Origin of the sequence: Mucilaginibacter gotjawali (assembly GCF_002355435.1) — a bacterium.
Lineage (GTDB): Bacteria > Bacteroidota > Bacteroidia > Sphingobacteriales > Sphingobacteriaceae > Mucilaginibacter > Mucilaginibacter gotjawali.
Window position 1 is genome coordinate 4,912,084 of record NZ_AP017313.1, and the last position, 24,630, is coordinate 4,936,713.

25 protein-coding genes are annotated in these 24,630 nt (G+C 41.9%); 9 read left to right on the forward strand and 16 right to left on the reverse strand.

The features are described from left to right. Positions 1-24 precede the first annotated feature (24 nt). The gene (locus MgSA37_RS21675; RefSeq protein WP_317046599.1) at positions 25-708 is read left to right on the forward strand and encodes a lysophospholipid acyltransferase family protein; all 684 of its coding nucleotides are present in this window, start codon (positions 25-27) and stop codon (positions 706-708) included. Further along, complete coding sequence (locus MgSA37_RS21680) at positions 708-1,598, forward strand: TraB/GumN family protein (RefSeq protein WP_096354945.1); 891 nt, start codon at positions 708-710, stop codon at positions 1,596-1,598. Before MgSA37_RS21675 ends, MgSA37_RS21680 begins: the two co-directional genes overlap by 1 nt. A gap of 58 nt (positions 1,599-1,656) precedes the next feature. On the opposite strand, the gene MgSA37_RS21685 is transcribed toward MgSA37_RS21680, so the two are convergent. The 3 genes from MgSA37_RS21685 to MgSA37_RS29210 are packed head-to-tail and all read right to left on the reverse strand — an operon-like array spanning position 1,657 to position 3,408. Beyond that, positions 1,657-2,394 (reverse strand): LytR/AlgR family response regulator transcription factor, encoded by a 738-nt coding sequence (locus tag MgSA37_RS21685; protein WP_096354947.1) that lies wholly within the window; start codon positions 2,392-2,394, stop codon positions 1,657-1,659. A 1-nt stretch (position 2,395) separates the two neighbouring features. Beyond that, positions 2,396-3,115, reverse strand: coding sequence for a sensor histidine kinase (locus MgSA37_RS21690; protein ID WP_232010704.1), 720 nt, complete (start codon positions 3,113-3,115; stop codon positions 2,396-2,398). 53 nt (positions 3,116-3,168) lie between these two features. After that, positions 3,169-3,408, reverse strand: coding sequence for a hypothetical protein (locus MgSA37_RS29210; RefSeq protein ID WP_232010705.1), 240 nt, complete (start codon positions 3,406-3,408; stop codon positions 3,169-3,171). 199 nt (positions 3,409-3,607) lie between these two features. Here MgSA37_RS29210 and MgSA37_RS21695 point away from each other — a divergent pair, with 199 nt between their 5' ends. Genes MgSA37_RS21695 through MgSA37_RS21705 form a run of 3 tightly spaced genes read left to right on the forward strand, consistent with a single transcriptional unit; the run spans position 3,608 to position 5,520 of the window. Further along, positions 3,608-3,811: a hypothetical protein gene (locus MgSA37_RS21695; RefSeq protein WP_096354949.1), complete on the forward strand. Its 204-nt coding sequence runs from the start codon at positions 3,608-3,610 to the stop codon at positions 3,809-3,811. After that, complete coding sequence (locus MgSA37_RS21700; protein WP_096354951.1) at positions 3,805-4,704, forward strand: ABC transporter ATP-binding protein; 900 nt, start codon at positions 3,805-3,807, stop codon at positions 4,702-4,704. Before MgSA37_RS21695 ends, MgSA37_RS21700 begins: the two co-directional genes overlap by 7 nt. A gap of 3 nt (positions 4,705-4,707) precedes the next feature. After that, positions 4,708-5,520: an ABC transporter permease gene (locus MgSA37_RS21705; RefSeq protein ID WP_096354953.1), complete on the forward strand. Its 813-nt coding sequence runs from the start codon at positions 4,708-4,710 to the stop codon at positions 5,518-5,520. 95 nt (positions 5,521-5,615) lie between these two features. Here MgSA37_RS21705 and MgSA37_RS21710 read toward each other — a convergent pair whose 3' ends face one another. Both MgSA37_RS21710 and MgSA37_RS21715 read right to left on the reverse strand, forming a co-directional pair. Continuing rightward, positions 5,616-6,968 (reverse strand): M28 family peptidase, encoded by a 1,353-nt coding sequence (locus MgSA37_RS21710; protein ID WP_096354955.1) that lies wholly within the window; start codon positions 6,966-6,968, stop codon positions 5,616-5,618. A gap of 100 nt (positions 6,969-7,068) precedes the next feature. After that, a complete protein-coding gene (locus MgSA37_RS21715; protein ID WP_096354957.1) occupies positions 7,069-10,236 on the reverse strand; it encodes an ATP-dependent DNA helicase in 3,168 nt (1,055 codons plus the stop codon). Between the two features lie 96 nt (positions 10,237-10,332). Here MgSA37_RS21715 and MgSA37_RS21720 point away from each other — a divergent pair, with 96 nt between their 5' ends. Together MgSA37_RS21720 and MgSA37_RS21725 are read left to right on the forward strand one after the other, a co-directional pair. Beyond that, entirely contained in the window at positions 10,333-10,539 is a 207-nt protein-coding gene (locus MgSA37_RS21720; RefSeq protein ID WP_096354959.1) for a 2-oxoisovalerate dehydrogenase, read from the forward strand. A 109-nt stretch (positions 10,540-10,648) separates the two neighbouring features. Then, positions 10,649-10,882 carry a type II toxin-antitoxin system HicA family toxin gene (locus tag MgSA37_RS21725; protein WP_096354961.1) on the forward strand — a complete coding sequence of 78 codons (234 nt, stop codon included), beginning with the start codon at positions 10,649-10,651 and terminating at the stop codon, positions 10,880-10,882. A gap of 81 nt (positions 10,883-10,963) precedes the next feature. Here the strand turns inward: MgSA37_RS21725 and MgSA37_RS21730 are convergent, their stop codons facing one another. The 3 genes from MgSA37_RS21730 to MgSA37_RS21745 all read right to left on the reverse strand — a co-directional run bounded on the left by MgSA37_RS21730 (position 10,964) and on the right by MgSA37_RS21745 (position 14,013). Continuing rightward, positions 10,964-11,257: a YciI family protein gene (locus tag MgSA37_RS21730; RefSeq protein ID WP_096354963.1), complete on the reverse strand. Its 294-nt coding sequence runs from the start codon at positions 11,255-11,257 to the stop codon at positions 10,964-10,966. Between the two features lie 330 nt (positions 11,258-11,587). Next, the gene (locus MgSA37_RS21740) at positions 11,588-12,259 is read right to left on the reverse strand and encodes an NAD-dependent epimerase/dehydratase family protein (protein WP_221199399.1); all 672 of its coding nucleotides are present in this window, start codon (positions 12,257-12,259) and stop codon (positions 11,588-11,590) included. A gap of 26 nt (positions 12,260-12,285) precedes the next feature. Next, positions 12,286-14,013: a glycoside hydrolase family 3 protein gene (locus MgSA37_RS21745; protein ID WP_232010706.1), complete on the reverse strand. Its 1,728-nt coding sequence runs from the start codon at positions 14,011-14,013 to the stop codon at positions 12,286-12,288. A 127-nt stretch (positions 14,014-14,140) separates the two neighbouring features. Between MgSA37_RS21745 and MgSA37_RS21750 the strand changes: the two genes are divergently transcribed. Further along, the gene (locus tag MgSA37_RS21750; RefSeq protein ID WP_096354967.1) at positions 14,141-14,800 is read left to right on the forward strand and encodes a porin family protein; all 660 of its coding nucleotides are present in this window, start codon (positions 14,141-14,143) and stop codon (positions 14,798-14,800) included. A gap of 60 nt (positions 14,801-14,860) precedes the next feature. On the opposite strand, the gene MgSA37_RS21755 is transcribed toward MgSA37_RS21750, so the two are convergent. The 6 genes from MgSA37_RS21755 to MgSA37_RS21780 form a co-directional block, all read right to left on the reverse strand. After that, complete coding sequence (locus MgSA37_RS21755; protein WP_096354969.1) at positions 14,861-15,814, reverse strand: nucleotide-diphospho-sugar transferase; 954 nt, start codon at positions 15,812-15,814, stop codon at positions 14,861-14,863. A gap of 132 nt (positions 15,815-15,946) precedes the next feature. Beyond that, positions 15,947-16,789, reverse strand: a complete 843-nt coding sequence (locus MgSA37_RS21760; protein ID WP_096354971.1) for a glycosyltransferase family 2 protein — start codon at positions 16,787-16,789, stop codon at positions 15,947-15,949. Between the two features lie 63 nt (positions 16,790-16,852). Continuing rightward, positions 16,853-17,662 (reverse strand): DUF5672 family protein, encoded by an 810-nt coding sequence (locus MgSA37_RS21765; protein ID WP_157750675.1) that lies wholly within the window; start codon positions 17,660-17,662, stop codon positions 16,853-16,855. 64 nt (positions 17,663-17,726) lie between these two features. Next, a complete protein-coding gene (locus MgSA37_RS21770; protein WP_096354975.1) occupies positions 17,727-19,556 on the reverse strand; it encodes an ABC transporter ATP-binding protein in 1,830 nt (609 codons plus the stop codon). A gap of 110 nt (positions 19,557-19,666) precedes the next feature. Next, entirely contained in the window at positions 19,667-20,833 is a 1,167-nt protein-coding gene (locus MgSA37_RS21775) for a glycosyltransferase family 9 protein (RefSeq protein WP_096354977.1), read from the reverse strand. After that, positions 20,826-21,770, reverse strand: coding sequence for a hypothetical protein (locus MgSA37_RS21780; protein WP_096354979.1), 945 nt, complete (start codon positions 21,768-21,770; stop codon positions 20,826-20,828). The genes MgSA37_RS21775 and MgSA37_RS21780 overlap by 8 nt, the downstream gene beginning before the upstream one ends. Before the next feature lie 181 nt (positions 21,771-21,951). Here MgSA37_RS21780 and MgSA37_RS21785 point away from each other — a divergent pair, with 181 nt between their 5' ends. Next, entirely contained in the window at positions 21,952-22,707 is a 756-nt protein-coding gene (locus MgSA37_RS21785; RefSeq protein ID WP_096354981.1) for a glycosyltransferase family 2 protein, read from the forward strand. 13 nt (positions 22,708-22,720) lie between these two features. Here MgSA37_RS21785 and MgSA37_RS21790 read toward each other — a convergent pair whose 3' ends face one another. Next, on the reverse strand, positions 22,721-23,716 hold the full coding sequence (locus MgSA37_RS21790) for a glycosyltransferase family 2 protein (protein ID WP_232010707.1): 996 nt from the start codon (positions 23,714-23,716) through the stop codon (positions 22,721-22,723). A 6-nt stretch (positions 23,717-23,722) separates the two neighbouring features. Beyond that, entirely contained in the window at positions 23,723-24,601 is an 879-nt protein-coding gene (locus MgSA37_RS21795) for a glycosyltransferase family protein (protein ID WP_096354983.1), read from the reverse strand. Positions 24,602-24,630 lie beyond the last annotated feature (29 nt).

A 24,630-nucleotide genomic window follows, 5' to 3' on the forward strand; every position in this document is an offset into this window, starting at 1 on the left:
GCCTTTTGTCATCATCACCTTTTTTTGGCGCTGCTTATTTTTCAGCCCATTCAATGGTTTTGTTATAAAGTTTTCGGCTATGCAGCGCACAAAAGGTCTGTTGACATTTTAAATCTTTGCCTGCTAAGAACAATTTACCTGGCGGGAAATACGGTTGTTTTTACCAATAAACAAAACCTGCCGCAGGGCCGGCCGATCATTTTTCTGGCGAATCATCAAAGTATGTTTGATATTCCGCCGCTGATTTATTACCTGCGCAAATACCACGCGAAATTCATTTCAAAAATTGAATTGACCAAAGGCATTCCCTCCATATCCTTTAATTTAAAATACGGCGGCGGCGCCAATATCGACCGGAAAGACTCGCGCCAGTCAATCTCTGAGATCATTAAGCTGGCAACCAAAATGAAGGAAAACAACTGGTCGGCTGTTATTTTCCCGGAAGGCACCCGCTCAAAAGACGGCAAGGTAAAAACATTCCAGGTTGGCGGTATCGCCACCATACTTAAAAAGTGCCCCAATGCTTTGTTGGTTCCTATCGCGATCAAAAATACCTGGAAAATAACCCAATACGGGTATTATCCCCTCTACTCTTTTACAAGAATGACCTGGGATGTGCTTGAGCCTATTGAACCCAACGGGCAACCGATGGAAGACCTGGTAAAAGAGGCGGAAAACAGGATAAAAGCGTATCTTCATCAAATTTAATGATGAAGAAAACCTGCTGCCTTATTTTTTGCTTTTTGGTATTTGCCGGCTGCAACTGGTCAAATCGCCCAAAATATAAAAGGATAGCACTTGACAATAGTTTATTATGGAAGATCAGCGGTAACGGGCTTGCGTCTCCCTCCTACCTTTACGGCACAGACCATCTTATCGGCGGCAATTTTCTCGACACTTTACCTTACGTGATGCAGAAATTCAAACAATGTAAGGCGGTGGCTACCGAGGCGGATTTGGATAGTGAGCCTCTCGAATACAAATCGCATATTTTTCTCAAACATGACTCACTCAGCCATTTATTTACACCCGATGAATTTTCAGAAATCGACAGAACGCTAACACGCTTCCTGCCCTGGCCCCTTTTGAAATTCAACCATTTAAAACCGGTTTACGTCTATGATGAGTTGTCAGGCTTTATTTCAGAGAGAACCGCATCCAAAACAAATCATCATTTAGACCGATATTTTCGGGAGGAAGGCCGCAAAATTGGAGATAAAATCATTGGCCTTGAAACCGTTAAGTTTCATGACAGTTTGTTGTATGATAAACCGCTGGATATTCAAAAAAAATCCTTGCTGTATCTTGTAAGGCACATTGACCAGGTTAGCAAATCACGTCAAACAGATTTCAATCTGTATCATCAGCAAAACCTGGTTGGCCTTGAAATAGAGACAACCTCAAAGATAGAGTTCACTAGTGAACGAATGGATGGGGTTATAAGAGCCAGAAATAATAATTGGCTGCGAGAACTTCCTGCCATTATGAAACAGCAACCCACATTTATCGCCGTTGGCGCGGCACATTTGCTCTGGGATTGCGGCCTTATCAATCAGCTTCGACTAAAAGGATACACGGTTAAAGCAGTCACTTTCTAAGCACTTAACTCAAGTTCGCGGTCAGACAATTCCCCCTTTGGGGAGCCGGGTGCTTGTCCTACACGTTTTTTCCGTCGATTATTTTGAAAAACTCATCGCGGTAGGTATCACCAACGGGGATGATCTTGTCGCCGATAAAAATACGGCTGCGCTCAATACTGTCTATCTTATTGATAGACACAATATATGATTTGTGTACCCTCATAAAATATTTAGTGGGTAACGCATCTTCCATCTTTTTCATATTCTGCAGGGTGATGATCCTTTCAGCAGCGGTAAAAATGGAGATATAATCTTTCAAACCTTCAATAAACAGGATGTCGTTCAAATAGACTTTTTGAATTTTGTGTTCGGTTTTAACAAAAATAAAATCACTCAAAAACTCCTGCTGCGGTTTCTGCGGACTGCTTTCTGCAACGGCAACGGGTTTAGCAGCTGCGGGCTGCAAAACGGCCTGGGCTTTTTGTACAGCCTTAAAAAACCTGTCGAAGGCTATCGGCTTTAACAAATAATCTATTACATCCAGTTCATAGCCTTCCAGCGCGTATTGCGGGTAAGCAGTGGTTAATATTACCTTGGCTTTGCCGTTGGCTATCTTCAAAAATTGAATACCCGTAAGTTCAGGCATTTGCACATCCAAAAAAACAAGGTCGGCCTCTTTTTCCTGAACCAATGTTAAAGCCTCTATGGGGTTGGTTGTAGATTTTACCAAATGCAAAAAAGGTATTTTGGATATATAATCTTCCAATACATGCAGTGCTAAAGGCTCGTCATCAACTATTATACATCTGATCATGCTATAAAACTAATGATAATTCAACAGTGTAAGTTTTTTCTTCATCCTGGATCTCCAGGTTATATTTGCCCGGGTAAAGCAGATTAAGCCTCCGTTTTACGTTATTCAACCCTATTCCGCCGGAGGCATCAACATTATTGTTGTGTTTTTTATTTTGGATGTATAAATGCAGGTGCGCATCGTCAACATCTATCAATAACCGGATGGGGGTAAGCGGATTATTGGCAACCCCGTGTTTAAAGGCATTTTCAATGAACGTGATCAAAAGCAAAGGTACAATCTGCTGGCCATCTACCGTGCCTGATATTTTATAATCAATATATGCTTTGCCGGCAAACCTTATTTTTTGGAGGTCGATGTAATTCTGTAAATATTGCAGTTCTTTTTCCAGATCGACTTTGTTGTCATTACACTCATAAAGCATATACCGCATAATTTCGGATAACTTTAATATGGCCTCGGGTGTAGTTTCGGATCGCTGATAAGCCAGCGAATAAATGCTGTTTAATGAATTAAATAAAAAATGCGGGTTGATCTGCGATTTCAGGAAAGCCAGTTCGGCGCTCAGGCGCTGGTTTTCAAGGTCCCTTTGTATTCGTTCATTTAAAAACCAGTCTATTGCAAACTTTAAAGCGGCGCTCATAATTAAAAAAAGCAAGCCTGTAAATATGGTCGCCAAAAAATATTCGCTAAAGCTTAGGATATGATGCTTATCGCGCATCAAAATGTTTTCTCTGAATATTAACGCTACGCCATATTTGCCCAACCCATAAACTACCAGGGTAATAATGATGGCAATAACGTAATAACCGTATTTTTTTTATTTAAAAACTGGGGTATAAGTAACAGGTAGTTCAGGTAAAACAGGCTGATATTGATAACCGGATATAGCAAAAAGATGATCAGCTGATCGGTAACTGAATATTTCGCCCCGTTATGTGCAATAAATAAAAAAAACGCCATCAGGGCGAGCCAAATAAAGATATGCCAAAATATTTGCCAGCGTAGTTTCATCAAATAAAAATAATATTTTGAAAGTTGGTAAAGGTATATATTATATGTAGTTGTTTGAACTATCGATAAACTCCCTTTTATCCCCGACGAACGCCTTGTTGTTTAAAACAACGGTTCATCTATAATTACTGCCAGTTGGTCTAATACTTTTTAGCGGGTAAATTATTAGCGGTTTATTTGTATCATCAAATCACACACAATGAAAAAGCTAATTACAAATTCAAACCCTTTTATATTACTGCTTGTTCCGGTATTATTTGCGTTGATTATGGGCGTTAGCTACCAGTTTCAGCAAAAAAGGGAATCCATTGCCGGCACAACCGAACATGCTACATCGCTTTTTTATAAAAGCGTAAGCCTGGTAAAAACCGTTTGCGCTGTTGCCAAAGAAAAACTATGGTAATCGCCACCGATAAACTGACATTTAATTTCGGCGACCAAACAGTAGTTAAATCACTGTCACTACAAGTTCCGGAAGGTAGCATTTACGGATTCCTGGGACCAAACGGCGCCGGTAAAACCACCACTATCAAATTGCTGATGAACCTGTTGAAAACACAGCAGGGCTCTATCCATATATTCGACCTGGAGCTGAAAAGCAACCGGGTTAAAATACTTTCGCAAATTGGCTCGCTGATTGAGCAGCCAGCCATATACCTGCACATGAGCGGCAGGGAAAACCTGCTTAACCGGGCTTTACTGCTACAGGTACCCGAAAGCCGCGTTGAGGAAATGCTGAACCTTGTGCATTTAACCAATGCGGCACATAAAAAAGCGGGGCAATATTCGCTGGGCATGAAACAACGCCTGGGGATTGCTTTGGCGCTTTTGAGCGACCCTAAATTGCTGATCCTTGATGAACCCACCAACGGCCTCGATCCCAACGGCATCATAGAGATCCGTGAATTGCTGATCAAACTGGTTAACATACACCAAAAAACAGTTTTTATATCAAGCCACCTGCTCGGCGAAATTGAACGCATGGCCACCCACGTGGGCATTATTAACAATGGCGAACTTTTATTCCAGGGAAGTATCAGCGAACTGCAAACCTTAAGCCAGCCATTGATCCAGGTGGAAACGGATAACACTGTGGATGCTGCCAACCTGTTAACCCGCCATAATTACGAGGTGACCGAGGTTACAGATAATTATTTTTTTGTGCCCTATACCAGCAAAAAACAAATGGGCGAAATGAATGCCTTACTGAATAAAAACGGCTATGCGGTTTACAGCATCAGCAAACAACAAAAAGACCTGGAGAAATTGTTTTTAGATATCACCCAAACTGCCTGAGCCATGCAAGGATTTATTTTATCATTCCGGTCTGAGTTTTATAAAACACGTAAGACGATGGCATTTTGGAGTGCTATTTTGCTACCATTGCTACTTTGTTTACTCTTATTGATTGGCTTCTACAGCAAAAGCGATACGATGGCGAAAGAGCCAGGATATCTGTTGTGGCTACAATTTGCCGGCGCAATTTTGGGCATTATGGGATCATTGATTTTGCCGATGCTGATCGTATTCATTGCCTATTCCGTAAACAGTATTGAACATAAGGCTGATACCTGGAAAACATTATTCAGCCTGCCCATATCAAAGCTGTCCGTTTTTGCTGCAAAATATTTTTATGCCTTCTTTTTAGTTTTTTTATGCCTCGCCCTGTTCGTTCTTTTTACGCTGGGCTTTGGTAATTTACTTGGCGCTATAAAACCATCTTTAAGATTTACCGAGTACCGTATAGAAGTTATTTTAACAAAAGTTTATTTTAAGCTTTTCCTTTCGTCACTTGGAATTTTGTCGATACAATTTTTATTAAGCCTGCTATTCCGCGATTTTTTAAAGCCGATGGGGATCGGGTTTATCTGTACCATTACCGGGGTTCTTTTAGCCGGGAACCATTGGAAACATGCCTATTGGTTTCCCTATTCGCACCCTATGCTGGCGATACAGGCGTTATTGGATGGCAGCCATGCTAAACCGGGCCCGGCGGGTATGCCAGTAATTGAGATTGACATTTTTTCAAAAGAAATAATCATAAGCCTCACCATCGCTGTCGCTGTTTTTATTGCAGGTTATTTTATTGTGCTGAAAAAGAGTGTGAAGTAGGGGAAGTCCGAAAGTCGGGAAAGTCAGTAAAATCCGAAAGAAAAAATTCGGCGTTGATTTCTAATTTCTAATCTCCAGTTTCTAATCTCTAACCCCTACCTCACCGGTTTCGGAAACACCGGCAAACTCTCGTGCCCATCCGCGTCAACGGATTGTACCGCAAAAAGGTAATTATCTTTTGAATAAGCCAGCGTTGTGGTGATATCTGTTACAAAATATTTCTTCTCCCAAAATGGACTAATGGTTTCGCGCATTAATACATAATAACCCGCCGGCTTTTTGCCGGTTTTTGGAGCCTCCCATTTTAGGGTGGTTTTATTGGTTAAGCCGCTGGTTACCATACCGACATTTTGTGGTTCGGCGGGTGCGCTGGCAAGGTTAGCCAGAACGGAAAGATTCATCCGCGCTACTTTTTGCACATAGTTGTAATCCACAAAATCGGGCAGGTCGCCATAATCAATTCCATTTTCTGCGCGGATGTCCTGGTGCTGGCGGGTAAAATCTTCGTTCATTTCGGTAAAGCGCACTGCTGTAAAGCCTTGTAACAGGAATGAAACATGGTCGCCGCCGCGCAGGTAACGGTCGCGGCGGTAGATGAGTTTTACATCCAGCTGGTCGACATAACGCTCGCCGGTTTCTTTCACATACCTTGCCAACTCTCTAGATGGGCTGTCGTTTTCTCCGCCTAAAGCAATCAGGGAGGCTACGTCTTTTTGATTGCCGGCGGCTACGGAGGGAACGCCTTCGCTGAATACCCTTACGCTGCGGTTATCTTTTAAATCCGTTTCCATACCGTGGGTATTACCTACAATATCATTGTTCAGCATGGCGTCTACGTTCCAGTTCTCCGCTTTAGCCCGTTTGGCCACATTGGTTGAGCCATACAGGCCCTGCTCCTCGCCTACTACCGACATGAAAATAATAGTCGCAGGGAATGAGCTTTTCGCCATCACCCGCGCCAGTTCCATTGATACGGCCGTACCCGAAGCATCATCATTTGCCCCCGGCTCAACGGCATTCGGGTTCATCACATCGGTTACGCGGGAATCATAGTGACCGGAAACGATATAGACGCGGGTATCTTTAGGGTCGGTTCCTTTTAAAATAGCCAGCACATTTTTAAGATGCACAGCTTTATCAACCCTTTCGCTTTTAGGCTGGGTAAACGTATCAAACTGCACGGTCATCCTGCCGCCAGATTCCTTTGCATATCTTTCATATTCGGATTTTATCCAATTGCGGGCCGCGCCACTACCTTCGGTGGTACTGGTGGTATCGCTTAAAGTATGCCTGGATTTAAAACTCACCAGTTTGCGCACAATCGCCTCAATATTTTTGAAGGAAACTTCATCAACCATTTGCTTAATAGCCGGATCCTGCTTGATGGTGGTTTGGGCGTTTCCCTGTAAAATAAGAAATATAGGGATAAAAAATATCAAATTTTTCATATTTCCGAGCCTTATGCAGAGACGCGATGCATCGCGTCTCAACGACGTTTTTGACAAACCTATTTTTCAAAGACGCGATGCATCGCGTCTCTACCACGTTTTAACCAATATCTTCTTCCTCCTGCATCACTCCGCCCACCTGTTTAAAATTACTTCGCACAAAATGGCACCAGTCACATTCCTTTTTACCGCAGCCTGTATTAAAATCGTGGGCCAGTATTTTTTGGTAAACGGTTTTTATCTGCTCCGTTACCGTATCCGTATCTTCCGGCGTTATCACTATCTTTTCTTTATGATATTCACCTTCGCTCACCGGTTCAACAAAATCAAATATTGTACTTACCACTTCCCAATCGAGTGAGCGGTCGTTATCAATCAAAATTTTATAAAATACCGCCTGGCGCCAGTAATCGCCACCGTTTGGATTATCATCATCCGGCCTTTTGAATTTATCTTTTGCGTTCTTCAGCTTACCGGTTTTATAATCTACTACCGTTACCTCTTTACCTACAAACTCCACTTTGTCCAAATTCCCTTTTATCGGCACGCCCTCAACTTCCACATTTTTGATGCCGCGTTCGGTAACGGCTATCTTATTCCAAACCTCAATATTCTGGTTATAATAAGCCGGCAATATTTTTTCGCCGTAATCCAGGCGCAATTTAAAATCCTCTTTGGTAAATGAATCGCGGTTGCGGTACATGTACCAGCGGAATTCTTTCATAAAATCCTCTGTCAGCGGGAATTCGTTGCCGTCATCTTTAAGCAGTTTGAATGCCTTGTTTAATGCCCAGTGTACGGCCTGCCCAAACGTTGCCGATGGGCTTTTACCCGATGGTACCCTGATTAAACATTGAAAATAAAAGCGCAGCGGACAATCCAAATAATTGCTCAAATGCGTTACCGAAAGGGTATAATCCTGCAGCAACTGGTTGATATAATTCTTGTCGAGCAGTTCAACCTTTGGCTGGATGGTTTCGGTAAACTGGATGGCCAGGAAATCTATCATCGTATCCTCGCTAACTTTAGGATGTTTTAATTGCAAATGGGTATCGGCCAAAATTTCGCCTACAAACTGCGAGGCTTCCTGCTCCCTGCCATTTTTGTCGTGGCCTGCATACGAGATGGAAAGGTACTGTTTCGCCCGCGTTATGGCCACATAAAACAAACGGCGCGATTCTTCCTTTTGTGCAATTTCATCATCCGGCGCCTGGGTTAAGGTATCCGGGTAACTAAAGCCGTAGCTACGGCCTTTTCCATCCCAGATCTTTTTGCTGCACCCGATCAGGAATACATGTTCAAACTCCAGCCCTTTTGAGCCGTGGGCAGTTAAAAAATTAATGCCATTGTCTGAATAGATCACCTGGTTCAACGCCAGCCTGATCTTGTTTTCCTGCATCAGTTTGATAGTGTCGATCAGTTTTGCCAGGCTGATCTCAGGGTCTTTCCGGCTTTCATCTTTGATAAAATCAAAAAAGTTGGTGAGCACCTGCATGTACCAGCCTTTATCGGGCTGCTCCATGATATATTTGAGGATGCCCATTTTGGCGATCAATTGCTGGAACAATTGCTGGAGCGTATTGCTGGCCGAATAGGTTAGCAGGTAATCAATGTCGCTTACCAAAAATTTCATCCCATGGTGCTGCGCCTCGTCAAATAAACCAGCTTGCACGGGCATTTTCATCCGGCTAATAAAATCGCGCAAAGATGTTTTCGGGTCGTTGTTCCTGGCAGTGGCATAATTTTCTTTTGCTACCGCGACACTTGCTTTGGCGATCTCGATCGGCGGAATATTGAAGAAATCATAATGCATGATCTCAAACAGCAACTCATCACCGCTATAAGGCGAATCCATTTCCATGGCGAGGTAACGCAATATATTGATGATCTTTTCGCCAAAGGGCAGGGTAAAAATATCGATCTTCCGTTTGGTGTTTACAGCGATATGCTGGTTATCCAGGTATTGCAAAAGCTCCTCCACCTGGCTGTGGTTGCGGTAGATCACCGCAATCTCGCCGGGCTCGGTACCTTTTGCAAGCAGGTTTTTTATTTGCTGCGCGATATCTGCCAGCTCCTGTGCGGGGTTCTCGTATTCGCAGATCACTGGCTCAACCACCAGGCTATCAAACCTGGGGTGCGACGCTTTCAAGTTTTTGTCCAGTTCCAGCTGCCGGGTTAAACGTTCCCGGTTATTTTCGATCAGCGCCTTTGAAATATCAAGGATCTGTTGGTTTGAACGATAGTTTTGTTTTAAAACGACGGTTTTTAAACTCTTTGAATAATCACCTGCAAAATCAAGGATATTCTTCATGTTCGCCCCCTGGAATTTGAAGATCGATTGATCGTCATCGCCCACCACAAATACATTGGGGGTATCCCAGTAATTCAGCATAAATTTCAGCAGGTCGTTTTGCGAACCGCTGGTATCCTGGAACTCATCCACCAAAATATACTGATAACGTTCCTGGTAACGGCGCAGCAATTCTTCATTTTCACGGAAGGCTTTTAAAACCCACAGGATCATGTCGTCATAATCATAGCGGTTATTGGCCTTCATCTTCGCATCAAAATTGCGGTACTCGGCAACGGCGGCCAGCAGTTTTTTCATCTGCTCGTGCACTTTGTCGATATCCTTTTGCTTGGGGTCGCCGATCTTTATTCCGGCCTTTGGGTTTGCCCGTTTATAAATATATTTCTCGCGGTTGGGCAAATCGTCCAAATATTCCTTTACTGCCGTAATAAAAGCGGCTTCATCCCATCCCTCTTTTTTCATATCCGAAAAAAGGCTCTTCAGGTTGGGTGCATCGTAATAGATCTCACCGGTAAAGCGCTTCAGCACATGATCATTTGGAAATTCATCCACCAACTCCCTGAAAAATATCGCCGATTCCAGGTCGGATAAAGGGTCAAGGCTCAGTTTGCCAAAATAATCCAGGTTCTCCTGGATGATCTCATTGCAAAAGGCATGGAAAGTATAAATATTCACCCGGTAAGCATCCGGCCCGATAAAATCGAACAGCCGCTTGCGCATGGCTACAGCGCCCGCATCGGTATAGGTGAGGCATAAAATTTCGTTGGCATTGGCGTCGGTCTCGGTCAAGATCTTACCGATCCGGGCAGCCAGTATCTGCGTTTTACCAGTCCCCGGCCCGGCAATCACCAAAACAGGGCCATCCATCTGGTTAACGGCGGCCAGTTGTTCGGGGTTGAGCAGGGCAAGCGCTTCTTTGAATTTTTCGTTGTATTTGTGGGGGGAAGATGTTTGCATGTACAAACAAATTTACAAATTAATAAGAGGATAAGCGTCTGTATAAAATGAAAGTGCGTTCATATTAAAACAAAAAATTAAATGTAAATTTGAGATATGAATGAAGTATTTTTCTTAATAGAGGAGGCTTTAGAAGGAGGCTATATCGCCAAAGCCATCGGCGAATCTATATTTACTGAAGCTGAAACAATGGATGAATTGAAAACCAACATCCGAGAGGCAGTCCACTGCCATTTTGATGACGACAAATTACCTAAGATCATCCGCTTGCATTTGGTTAAAGAAGAAGTTATTGCCGTGTAAGCAACTGATAGTCAACACAACTCTCTTTGTCGTTTATTCACAGCTACAAAAATCACATATTTACAAGAACCGGAAATATTGATTTTACTGCTGCAATAAATATACTACCATGAAAACACCCAGAAACCTATCTGCACAGGAACTAATAAAAATATTAGCCAAATATGGATATGAAATTACCAGGCAAAAAGGAAGTCATATACGATTAGTGAAACAATCAGAAAAGGGCAGTCACTACGTAACTATCCCAAATCATAACCCAATAAAATTGGGAACATTGTCATCCATTATATCCGATATTGCCGATAACCTGGGTATCAATAAAGAAGATTTTTTTAATTAAAACTGTCTCAGCACCGCCTAATTTGGTCCATCAAAGGAACAGCTTTAATAGCTAATATATCAATTATATAAACCAAGCAACTCACCCCTTCACCACCGCCCGCATCGGGTAATATTCATAGGTGTTTATTTGCGAGGCCGGGTCACCGGCGATCAGGGCTTTTACTTCTTCCTCGTCGTCTGTCATTACTATACCCATGCCGTAAACTGCCTGCGGGTCCATCACCGGGCCGTAGACGAGTACTTTCCCCTCATCCAGAAATTTCTTCCAATAGGCAACATGCTGCATCATGATCGCCCGCTCATCAGGTGTCATATCCTGGGCAAATGTCGGGCGGCGGGGAACCAGTTTCAGGAAATAATATTTTTTTTCCATAACCAATGTTTTTGGGGATGAATATAATGACTCTATTACTTATTGTATGAATTGAAGCTGTATAAAAATAACAATAGCCTTCACAATCCGGGATTTCACCTTTGTAAATCAAATAAAAAAAGGTTTACAAAAGGTTTACATAATTTCAAATATTACTTTAATAAAACATTGATAATCAATATTTTATTAAATAGCCGGGTTTACACAAATCAGCTAATTTGGCTGACAATTTAATATTGTTCAACGGGATGCCCGTCCTTAAAAAATGAAAAGAAAAAATTGATAAAAACCTAAACCCACACCAAACGTTGCAACACCAACATAATTTAATCAGCCCATTTTTGCCAGCACCTTAATGTCTGTTACTTCAATCACCTGCTTGCTATAGCCCAAACGGGTAACGTTGATCATTGCCCTGCCCAAATCAGCCATGGTGCTTACCCCCGCCGGATATATCAACCGTAGCAATGGGTACATCCACGTGATGTATTTGTAATATTTATTGACGTTTTTAAGACCTGGCGTTGGGTGCATATAGCCCGGCCTGAAAGCGAAAACCTGTTTAAAAGGCAGCTTCATCAGGTCGTTTTCTGTTTTGCCTTTTACCCTTGCCCACATCAAACGGCCGTTTTCTGTGCTGTCGGTGCCAACGCCGGAGACATAGCAAAAGGTCATATCCGGGTTCAGTTTACTCAGCGTTTGTGCCACGTTCAAGGTTAGCGTATAAGTGAGCTCGTAATATTCAGGCTCCTTCATTCCGACAGAAGAAACACCCAAACAAAAGTAACAGGCATTATAGCCGCTTAGCTGGTCTGCAATGGGGCTGATGTCAAAAAAATCGGAATGGATGATCTCTTTAAGCTTTGGGTGTGTTGTGCCGCACGGCTTTCTCCCGATCACCAGCACTGCTTCAACCTGCGGATCCAATAAGCATTCGTGCAGTACACCTTCGCCAACCATGCCTGAAGCACCGGTTACAATGGCTTTGATTTTTATTTCCATAATACAAGATAGACAGAATATCGGGTTTATTGAAGTCTTATACCTTCCCCAGTATAAAAAAGTGCCTTCACGGTAACGGGCATCCTCCCAATCGGGTTCATTTGCCTGAGTATAATTTTCACAGCCGACCGCTGCAGCTCATCCGTCATCTGGTAACATTCAAGCAGGGCGCTGCATTTTTCAATCCCCGGCAGGGTTGACAGCGTATAGGCATTTGCAAAAACACTGAACAAGGAGTTTTGATGAGCCGCAATAGCAGTAATAAATTGTTTTACAGGGATGGAATAATCAAGTTTACTCGCTGGTCGTGCCCGGGTATCGTTGATGCTGACAAAAATCTGGTCGTATTGCGCCAGCACCGTTAATAATGCCTTCAACTCACTTTCCGGAGTATTTTTACCCACCTGGAAAAATGCACTGTTGGGATACCAACGCGCAAGTTCCTGCTGAAAAACTGTTGGCTGCGTTACGCCGATACTAATGATGGCTGTTTTTAACAATGGGTTCATCTGCAAAGCATTCGCATCGCCCTTTAGCAGGGTAACGGCAGCATCGCTTAGTTGTTGCACCAGTTCTTTCGCCGCCGGCCGGTTCAAATCAGCCGCCAGGTTTCCTGTCGAAACTTCCTGATAGTGGTTTAAACCGGTCCAATATTTGGCCGCTAATACTTTTTTCACCCGTGCTTCGAACTCCTGTTTCGAAATTCCGCCCTTGCGCACTACCTTGCGGATCAGTTTTATGGCGCGACCGGAATTCTCCGACAATTCAATAATATCATTTCCGGCTAAAAAAGCTCTAACGTCTGCTTCGCCTTCAGGAAAATAATTGGTGACAGCCTTCATTTCCATCGCGTCCGAAACAATAAGCCCTTTAAATCCCAGCGAATCTTTTAAAACGCCGGTAACAATGGGCCTTGATAAGGTGGAGGGCAACTTTTTGGTCGTATCCAACGCGGGAATATTCATATGGGCGATCATTATGCCGCTGATCCCTGCTTTTATCGCCTCACGAAAGGGATATTCTTCCAGCGTATCCAATCGTTCGCGGCTGAAGGGCAATAGGGGCAGATCGAGATGCGAATCCACATTGGTATCGCCATGGCCGGGAAAATGTTTTGCAGATGTTAAAAGGCCTTCGCTTTGCATGCCCTGCATATAGGCAATGCCCTTCGCGGCCACACTGTATTTATTATCTCCGAACGACCGGTAATTGATCACCGGGTTGTCGGGGTTATTATTCACATCCATATCAGGGCCAAGATTCATCTGCATCCCCATCCGCTTAAAATCATAGGCTACAAACTGCCCTATTTTATAGATCAGTTTATTATCCTGTATAGCGCCCAACGTCATCTGGAAAGGGTACGAGATGGTCGAATCCAGCCGCATGCCCAGCCCCCATTCGCCGTCCATGGTGATCATTAAAGGTACTTTAACTAGTTTTTGATACCGGTTGATGAGGTTGGCCTGCCTCACCGGGCCGCCCTGGAAAAATACCAGTCCGCCAATTTGCTCATCACTGATCACTTTTGCAACCGAATCTTCATAGGCTTGTCCTTTATCCGTATTCGCCCTGATAAAAAACAATTGTGCGATTTTTTTACGCCGGTTCATCTTCTTAAAGACCGAATCAACCCAATGATTTTTGTGATTTAACGACTGTATGTAGCTTTCTTTCTGGGCAAAAGCTCCCAATGAAACAAAATTAATAACAAAAACTAAAAACCATTTATAACGCATTTTAAGCACCCTCATGGGCCAAATGTAGTTTAAAAATGATTTTGGTGGCATGGTTTTTAACATGAATTTTATTAAAAAATTGAAAGCCGAATAAACCTTTGGCTAATTTTTTACTCTATGCTGTATAAAAAACAATTTTATTATGAAAAAACTTCTCTTTTTTGCGATATGCCTGCTGGTTGCAGGTTCGGTATGCGCACAAGGTTATTATGGCCCCCGTCGCGTAAGGCGTCCGCCTCCACGCAGTCAATTTGATGATTTTTATAAAATAAGGGCTGGCATTACCGGTGGTTTAAACGTGGCCAATACAGTAGATGCCTACAATTCTAATTTTAGTACGGCGGCTATTGCCGGTTTTAATGCAGGCTTGTTCCTCGATCTGCCTTTGGTTTACCCTTTAAGTTTTGAGCCTGAAGTATTGTACTCACAAAAGGGTTATGCGGCTGTAACTACCTATGGCAACTTTACGCAGCGTTCAAATTACATTGACATTCCGTTATTGCTGAAATTTAAGTTGTCGCCAACATTTAATATCCTGGTTGGGCCGCAGGTAGCGATCCCGGTTTCAATGACAAACACCTACGATAACGGCTTTGATGTTACTGCCCAGCAGTATTACAATACTTATGGTGAAAAAACCATCCTTGACGGCGTTGTTGGTGTAAGTTTTGACCTGAGCCGCGATGTTGAATTACGTGCCCGGTACACTATCGACCTTCAGCCCAATGACCAAAATGCTTCTTATGGCGGCGATTACCGCAACCAGGTTTGGCAGGTTGGCTTAGGGTTTAAGTTTGAATAAGCGTTAAAAAGATTAAAAATTTCATTAAAAAGCCATCCTGCTACTGTATTGGATGGCTTTTTATTTGAGTTTTGATTTGATCCATCGCTTCAATTTCCTGTGCCAGGCGTTATGCTTAACCCTTCTCTGTTCAATATTAAAATCGCGGTTGATGATAGAAAGATCGGCCTGTTTTTGAGGAACAAAAAAAACAGGATCAGTTATTTCGCCGATTTCTATCAGGGGTATGTTAGCATAGCTACTTTCTTCATCAACCGTATGGGTAGCGCCTGCCTTAAACCCGATGTTCGTCACCAGGTTTTCATTCGGAATGATCACCAGCCCATTATTAAAAAAGTTGCAAAAATCAAGCGGGTAAGCCCATGAGTTTATTTTTCCGGCCTTTAGCTCATTAAAAATATTCGTCCAGGCGTCAGCAACAAAATCATCATTATAAATATTTTTTAGCTGCGCCTTTACTTCGGTGCCATCGTATTTAGTAAGGTTTACGTCATAATCATTCCACACCCTGCGCCAGCTCGCCCAGCCCCAAACATGGGTGCGGTTAGAGAAATAATAACTGGCGTCGCCCCATTTTTTGCCAAATTGCAAATTGCAGCCGGTGATATGCCTGATGCGGGTATCATAACGGTATTTCTCCAGCAAGGTATCGCAAAATTTAAAAAAACTATTGGCCGGCAGGCAATCGTCCTCCAGTATAATGCCCTCCTCTTCCTGCTCAAAAAACCAGTTAATCGCCGAAGATACGCCATTCTTACATCCTGCATTCTCCTCCCTGAGAAGTGTTTTTACTTCACAATCCCAATCTATCAAACTTAGTATTTGCCGGGTTTGCTTACACTGTTCCACATCGCCGGGGTAATCCCTTCGCGGGCCGTCAGCAACAATATACAGGCGTTTGGGCTGCGCGATCCTTATCGCCTCAAAAACCCTTTTTGTTGTTTCGGGCCGGTTAAAAACCACAAACAACACAGCTGATTTGGTATGATATCCGGCTGTGGGACTATTCTTCATGACGGACTATTTTATTGCTGTTGGGCCTGATGTGCCTGTACCAAAAATTCTTTGCTTTAAACCCCCACACTAATTTACCTGCTTCGCGTTGTTTCTTTGCTTTGCTTTTTTTGTCGATAAAATATAAAACATCTATATTTTCTTCATTAAAATAGCCAGCGCGGGCGAAAAATAGTTGTTTACGCGTTCGTAATACAGCGTATATAAGGTATAAACAAACTCAGGGTTTTTATTCTTTTTAAATTTAGCACATTGACGTAACCACTTTAACCGTTCATTGTATATCTGCCCCATCTCTTTGTGCCGGTGCGGGTCGTTTTCAGCTTCTTTCTTTTTTAATACATCCGTATCGCTATCATCGTGCTGCCTGTATTTAACCAGGCATTGCGGCACAAAATCAATTTTGCCGGAATTTACGGCTACATAGGCGAGCCACCAATCATAATAAAACCCTTTTGGAAATGGCATCGCATCCGGCAGAAGCTGTTTTTTGATGAGCATGGAATGGCCGGAAACACAGTTAAAAAACAAAAACGCCCTGGGGTCATCGCCACGGTAAAAATTCAACAGATCCGACATTTTTTGATGCAGCGACTGGTTTTGCTCATTAATAAATTCCGAATCATGATAAATAACCAGGTTGTCGCCAATCGCCTTTACCTGGATCTCAATTTTTTGCGGATCCCACAGATCATCCTGATCGCAAAACGCTATTAAATCGCCTTTACAAAAAGTCAATGCACGTTCAAAGTTACCTGTAAACCCTAAGTTGACATCGTTTTTGTACACCTGGAAATATGGGTATAATGAAGCATATTCAGAAAGAATATTGAATGATTTATCTGATGAATTATCATCTACGGCAATAATTTCAATGTTTTTATAGGTTTGGGCAACAAGCGTATCTAAAAGCTGGGCAAGATATTTTTCGCCATTGTAAGTGCAAAGGGCAATTGATACTAAGGGGCTACTCATATTTCGCGTTTTCCAATAGAGAATTTCAACATAAATATAAAAATGCCGTAAACGGTTTAAACGTTAAATGGTGTAACCAAATTGTTTAAATATTGGCCGCCAAAAATCAGGGTGTATATCCCAGGCGTGGCAACCAAAAGGCAATTGCTCGTTATTGGTTTTAAACGCGCGATAGGGAAATATTTCGATTGAAAATTTTAATCCAATTTTGTACGAAGGAATTTTTAATCTTTTTTTGTTCCTGTTGGCTTCAATACTCCAAAAAGCATCTTCATTATATTCATGTTCGTCACGTTCCAGGTATTTTGCAATCTCCGGCCGCATTTTTTTACTGATCTCATAGAATTTCTGAACCCTTCTGAGCGAAAAGCCACCGTTGCCAACTTTATTGTCGAATTGTTTTTTGGTCGGCAAGCCATTTTTTTTCAGATCAAAACGGGTGTGCACCTTAAACAGGAACCGGGATGCTAATTCTTTAAAAATATTCGGATATACTTTATTGCGGATCCAGGGTGCACCGATATAATCATAGCCCTGTTTACACCAAAAATCGAGCTCATCTTTAAACACAAAAGCATCCAGCTGGTAAATTAAAATATACTCATATTCCAAAAACTTACTGTAAAACAGATCGGAAAGCATCAGTGAGTTATATCCTTTTATTCCTTTAAAATACTTATCCTCAAAACTTACTGTCTTAAAAAAGGAATATTTGTCAGCTGCCTCAGGCAAAACCAAACTTTCGGGTTTAATAGCGATGATCGGGTAATTAGAAAGCACCTTTTCACATTGATCCAGCGCTATCTGTTCATATTCAAAAATGGTGTCACGGTAAAAAGGAATAATTACTGCTACTTTAAAATTTTCATTCATAACCAGCATTTAACATTAAATAATCAGCGTTATTATGAGGATTCAAGTAGTTTCTATTCATTTTTCAATCGGCGCTAAAGGTTTGCATATCGATCAGCCTGCGGTATAAACCATTTTTTTCAATCAGCTGGTGATGATTACCCTGTTCAACAATTCTGCCATTTTCAAGCACTACAATAATGTCAGCATTTTGAATGGTACTTAAGCGGTGCGCGATGATAAGGGAGGTACGGTTTTTCATCAGGTTGTTTAAAGCGTCCTGCACTAGTTTTTCCGATTCGGTATCCAAAGCCGAGGTAGCTTCATCCAGCAGCATAATCGGCGGGTTGCTCAGCACCGCACGTGCTATGCAGATGCGCTGCCGCTGGCCGCCCGACAACTTGGTGCCGCGGTCGCCGATATTGGTTTCATACCCTTTTTCGGTTTCCAAAATAAAATTGTGGGCGTTAGCGATACGCGCGGCGGCTTCCACCTGCTCACGGGTAGCGTTTGTTTTGCCAAAAGCTATATTGTTAAAAATGGTATCATTAAAAAGGATCGATTCCTGATTCACTATCCCCATTAGGGATCTTACCGAATCCACCTTCAACGCCCGGATATTTTTCCCGTCAATCAATATCTCGCCTGATTTTGGCTCAATAAAACGCGGGATCAGGTCCATTAATGTTGATTTACCGCCACCTGACGGGCCAACCAATGCTACGGTTTTCCCTTTCGGCACGCGAAAATCAATTTCAGCTAAAACAACCTTATCGTCATAGGCAAAAGTTACCTGTTTTAATTCGATGCTTTCGTTAAACTCATTAATAGCAGTAGCATCAGGCGCATCCACAATCAGCGGCTTTTCATCAATCAAAGCCAAAACCCTTTCACCTGCTGCTATACCTGAATGAATTGTGCTGAATGAATCGGACATTGCTTTGGCCGGACGCATCACCTGCGAAAATAATGCGATATAAGTGATAAATATTTCCGGTTTTAATGACGAAGCATCCTTTACAAAGATTAAATGTCCACCATATAAAACAATACAGGCAATCATGGTAATACCAAAAAATTCCGAAACCGGCGAAGCTAATTGCTGGCGCCTGGCCATTGAACGGGTAATGGAGGAATACTTAACGTTTTCCTTATTAAACTTGTTCTTGATAAACTCCGTCGCATTAAAAGCCTTTATTATTTTAATGCCAGACAAGGCCTCGTCAAGGTAACTGATCATATTGCCGTAAGTCTGCTGGGAGGCTATAGCCTGAGATTTTAACCTTTTTACAATACGGGAGATAACAAATGCAGAAACAGGTATCACAAGCAGTGAATAGAACGTCAGGTTAGCTGACATATTGAATAACATTGCCATAAAAGCGATCAGCGTAAGTGGCTCCTTAAACACTACCTGTAGGGTACCCGTTACAGAAAACTGGACAACCTGAACGTCAGAGGCTATTTTGGAAATTATATCTCCCTTACGCTCATTACTAAAAAAGCCAAGGTGAAGATTCATTACGTTGTTAAAAACCGTTCTCCTGAAATTCAACAAGGTATGCACCCGCAAATTCTCCATAGTACGTTGTGACAAATAGCGAAAAAGGTTGGCCAGCAAAGCCGATATTACGATAACGGCGCAAACAAATTCAAGCGTTGTCCATGCGCCATAATTATTCAGCATATACTGCACATAATAGTTAAAGATCCCCATAATGTCGAAGAACGACGGCCTTGCTCCGAGGTGAACAAAAGCACCATGTTTACCCGAAAATAATGTTTGCAGCAAAGGGGCAAGTAAAGCAAGGTTTAGCGTACTGAAAATTACAGAGAATATGGTGGTAATAATATAAGGGATGGCAAACTTCTCAATTGGTTTTGCAAAAGATAGCAGCCGGAAATAAGTCTTCATTTATATAAATAAGAATAAACGTGCAAAGCTAACAGTAATTACCTAATTACTATTATTACAAAGCTTTTGCCCCGTGAGATACCACAATATTATCTATTTTTACAACAAGGTTATAAATATAATTGAACAGAATTCCAGACTTGCCCGACACTTATCGCCGTTATACAGGGAAAAGTGCCATTTCCCTGTATCGGATAAATACAATTCCAGTTACAATTATAGCAGTCCATTTTCTCGTAAACACATGCCGGCGAATCGTCAAAAGCAAACGGATAGGGTGCAAAACGCCCGAAGTGCCCGCCTCCCAAAATACAAACTGACGGTGTTTTTACTGCTGCCGCTATATGGATGGCGCTGGTTTCATTACTGATAATTAAGGCGGCATTGCCAATCAACTCAATCAATCCATTTAAAGTGGTTGCGCCTGTTAAATTATTCACGCTGCCTGCGGGCAGGCGTTCCATTAAATAATCGGCTATTTCCATTTCACCCACGCTTCCCGCAATTGAAACCGGGGCTTTTGAATGCTGAAGAATGAGTTTTATTAATGCCAGAAATTTTTCGGCTTCCCATCTTCTTTTTGATACACCCGCTCCCGGAAAGATGACTACCCCATTGCGTTTTTTATTTTCAATAGCAATAAAGGGACCATCAATAGCAACTGGTTGTAATAATACCTGTTCAATAAAAAATTTCGACCTGTCAAATTCAAAAACAATATTTTGAGGCAACATGAAAAGGCTGGTGTAAAGCTTATCGGTTTTTAATTTATACCGTGCAGCTATCCTTTCCGTGTCACCTCCAAAACCGATGATATTTTTTGCGGCGGTAAACCCGGCCAGCCCGTCGTTCAAAAAAGTCCGCGAAAAAGCAGGCTGTAAAACGGTGTGATAATTTTCCCGAAAAAGCTTTAGGCCTAATTTAAAGGTTTGAATGGGCGAATAATACAGATCATCCGGGTTAATGAAAAAGAATTCATTTACAAACTCACCATCATGTTTAAGGGCGAGATCCAGCCAAAGCGCGTTGCCCAATAAATCCATCTCATAGCCCTTATATATTTCAGATCTGGCTATGATTTCAATAAAATTCCTGAATAATATGTAGTCGCCAATGGCATCGGTCTTGATCATCAGCAGCCGCGGCCGGCCTGATCTGAACTTTGCCAAAAACTTTAACAGGCCCGGAATCCTCAACAATATAAAGCGGGTTATCCTGAATAAGTTCCTGTTTTTGCCGGGCATCTTTATCGCTTCAAAGTTGATCCGATTATCCAAATTTCTTCACCAGCCATTCAAAGTGCTTTTGGAAACAAAAGTCGTATCCGTTTGCTCCTTCAGGCATAACATTGGGGATCTGGTAAAAAACTTCCAGCAGGCGTTTAACTTTTAAGCCTTCGGCAATGGAATAGGGGAACGACTGGTTACCTATAAATAATTTACAGCCGGCAATTATTTCGGCCAGTTCTAAAAAATCACTCACCTGGCGCCATTTCAATTGAGGAATACTCTTTTTCATCTCCTTGTATTCAGATTCAACGCCCACAAAAACCAGGTGTTTATAGCCTGACAGGAAAGAATAATCCACCAATGCGTTATTGTATCTCGAGCTTCTTGCCAAAACAATACATTCAGCAAAGTTTTTATCAGGTATTACATTGAGCCATGGCGAGGTAAGATCAGGCGTTATACCTGTAGTGAAAAAGTTCCAGCGGGCTATATTCCCCTTATCCGTTGCAAAGCCGGCTTTCCTGAAAAGCGTCAGGTCAAGATGAATCTGATGCTGATCAAAAACGGGAATATCGCTGATATAGGACTGCATTGCCAGCAGGGGACGTAAACTGGCAACCATTTTTTCGTTGAGCATAACCGAGCCCAGGGGATGCTCATAACCATTACCAATGGTTAAGGGTTCGTTTATTTTTAAAACCAAATTAACAGGCTTTCCTGATAATTCATGCAACTTTTTTACCAAAGGCAAACTGTAAATAATATCTCCTGCATTTCCGTTATGAAGCACATTAATTTCAGCGGCCGCACCCACTTTTAACATAATTTCGTCAAGTGTGGTATCAAAACCGGCATCAACAAATCGCTCAAGCTTCGAAGTGATCTTATAATGAGACCGCTGCCTTTTATATTGCTTATGTCCCTCTTCGTCGGTCAGTTTTAACCATATTTTTTTCAGGTGATTTTGTCTGAAACTTTTTCGCATTTTTTTTGATCAATTAAAAGCTGTTACACAAATCTTTGCGCTTAAAAGTAATTAAGGATGCACTTTGTAAAAACTTTATGGTAGTACAACAAATTATCCCATTTGTGACAATAAACGGAAATATAATCGTTTATTGTCAGTATCGAGACATTTGACAAATATAAATTAATTGTTTAGGGATATGCCCCGTGAAGATAGTTTAAAGCCTTTTAAAAATTGCAGCTCCTCAATTTCCAACGGGAAGATCTCCATTATAATAGCAACACTTAACGCCGGCGCTACTTTACAAGCTTGTTTAAACAGTGTATACACCCAGTGTTATCCCGAAATTGAAATCATTATTATTGACGGTAAAAGCACCGACAATACCCTTGAAATAATAAAACAAAACCGTTCACATATTTCTGTGAGTATCAGTGAACCGGATGCAGGGGTTTATGATGCCATGAATAAGGGGATAAAAAAAGCAACGGGCAAATGGTATTATTTTTTAGGGGCCGACGATGTTTTATTTGCTGATTTCTCCGGCCTGGCGTTTCAGCTTGCTGACGCTGCTGCCATTTACTACGGCAGTGTGCTTACCAGGGGTGTAAAACGCTTTGGTTATGTATCTATGTACCAAATGGCCAAAACCGGCATCTTTCACCAGGCCATTATTTACCCGGCGTCGATATTTAAAAAATACGAGTACGAACAAAAATACCATGTATTTGGTGATTATGCCTTTAACATTAAATGCTACGGCGATAAAAACATAAAGTGGATATTTAAAGATTACATCATCGCAAATTTTAACCACACGGGATTGTCAAGCTTTGAAGCCGATGACACGTTTGAAAAAGACAAACCCGGATTGGTCCGCGAAAATTTTAATACCCTGATTTGGCTAAGGTTCAGGTTGAAAATGATAAAGAAGATTTGGTTAAAGAAAAGTTAAAGCTCCGGAAAATTCAGGGTTTGAATCTTTCTATCGTTTTATGATAAACCGACGACCGTACCTTATCTACCACATCAAAAATAGTTAACCGGCTATTATTGTTATGGAGCAAATTGTTGATCTTGCTTTTGTATTGGGCAATTAAGGCCCTGTTCGCGAATAATTCCCTGTAGCTTTTCCAAATCCATGTTTGCCCAACAAGCAACTTTGGCAACAGGTCAATAATCGTGATCTGCAAATACCACGCTTTTAACGCCCAGCCATTTAAATGAAGCGCATGAAAGTAAAACCGGTTACGAAAATAAATGCTTTTTACCCACTTTGCAGTCTGGTAGTTTTTGGTACTTGCCGAAACCTTGTGCCTGCAAACAGAATTATGCTCATAGTAACATTTCCAGTTCATGCGCCACGCTCTCACGCTAAGTTCCATGTCCTCGCAATAGAACGGCGAAAACAACTCATAAAAGCCCCCCGTTTGCTTTAGCTTTTCGGTGCTGATTAATGCGTTTGCACCCGATAGATAAAACGTATACAAGCGGTCCTTTTCATTGTTGGTGTAGTAAAAAAAATCGGTTTTTAATTTAAAACCATTTAACTTAGGTACCCTTGCAGCATCCTGTATATGGTCTCCCTCCATATCAATAATACGCCCCATTACTCCAAAAGTGTCCCACCTTAAAAAGTACTTCCATTGCTGGTCAAAATACCCGTGGGTAAGCTTCACATCGGAGTTTAAAAGCAGGGTGAGTTCATGCTGAGCAATTTCGATCCCCCTGTTGCAGGTATAAGAAAACCCCTTATTTTCGGCATTAACCACCAGGATCACATTGGGATAAGCTGACCTGATAAATTCAACCGAATCATCTTTTGACCCATCATCAACAACAATAATTTCATATTCAATCCCTGCAGCGGCAACCACCTCATAGGTGTAAGGCAGATACTCCTGCAGCAGGTGCCTGCCATTATAATTGGGAATAACAATTGAAACACTTTTCCTGATATCCACCTTGCGCTATTTAAATATTTTATAATTACGGTATTCGCTCACTCTCCACCCCGTAAGGTCCTCAATTTTTTGTAACAACTTCCTTCTGAAAGTCATTTTTTTATGGAGTTTTTTTAAGTCGATATCCAGGTTCCAGTTAGTGGCTTCAATCCTTTTTTTCATCACCTGCGGATGGGTACCGGCAAACCGGATCAGCCTGTCGGCATTCTTGTAATCAAATTCAAAAGATTCAGGAAGGTTTTGCGCCAGCCAGGTATCATCATGATAAAACTGGTTAAAATTGCGCAATTTATTTTTCAAACCTTCAGGAGGTTTTACCCAGCCATAGTGATAGATATAGGCGTCAATCAGTTTTACTTTAATTTTGCGGCCATCAAGCCTGAAACCCTGCGCATCCCTGTATGAGTGGATCGCCTTATTGTTTCTTAGTATCCGTATCTCGCGCCTGTACCATCTGCGCGAGTGTCCGTAATAATCATATGAGCCGTAAAAATGAAGGTATTTAAATAATAAGCCTTCTATATTTTTATCACCCAGGTTATCTTCCATCTCTTTTTTTATTAACGGAAGATATTTTTCGTGCACACATTCGTCACCCTGGATATAAAAAGCCCAGTCAGCATCCGGCGAAATGGCATTAAAGGCAATATCCGTTTGCGCAGCAAATACCGCTCCCCCATCGCGCAGGGAATCGTCCCAAACCGTATTAATTATTTTTATTTTGGGCGAATTGATGCCTTTTATCAGGCTTTCGGTTTCGTCGTCACTATTTCCAAGGGCCACCACAAATTCATCACAAACAGGTAAAATTGAAGTAATGGCCTCAACAACAGGATAATCATTTTTTACTGCATTCCTGATAAACGTAAACCCCGATACCTTCATTTATGTATTATGTATAGTTTTTGCGATAA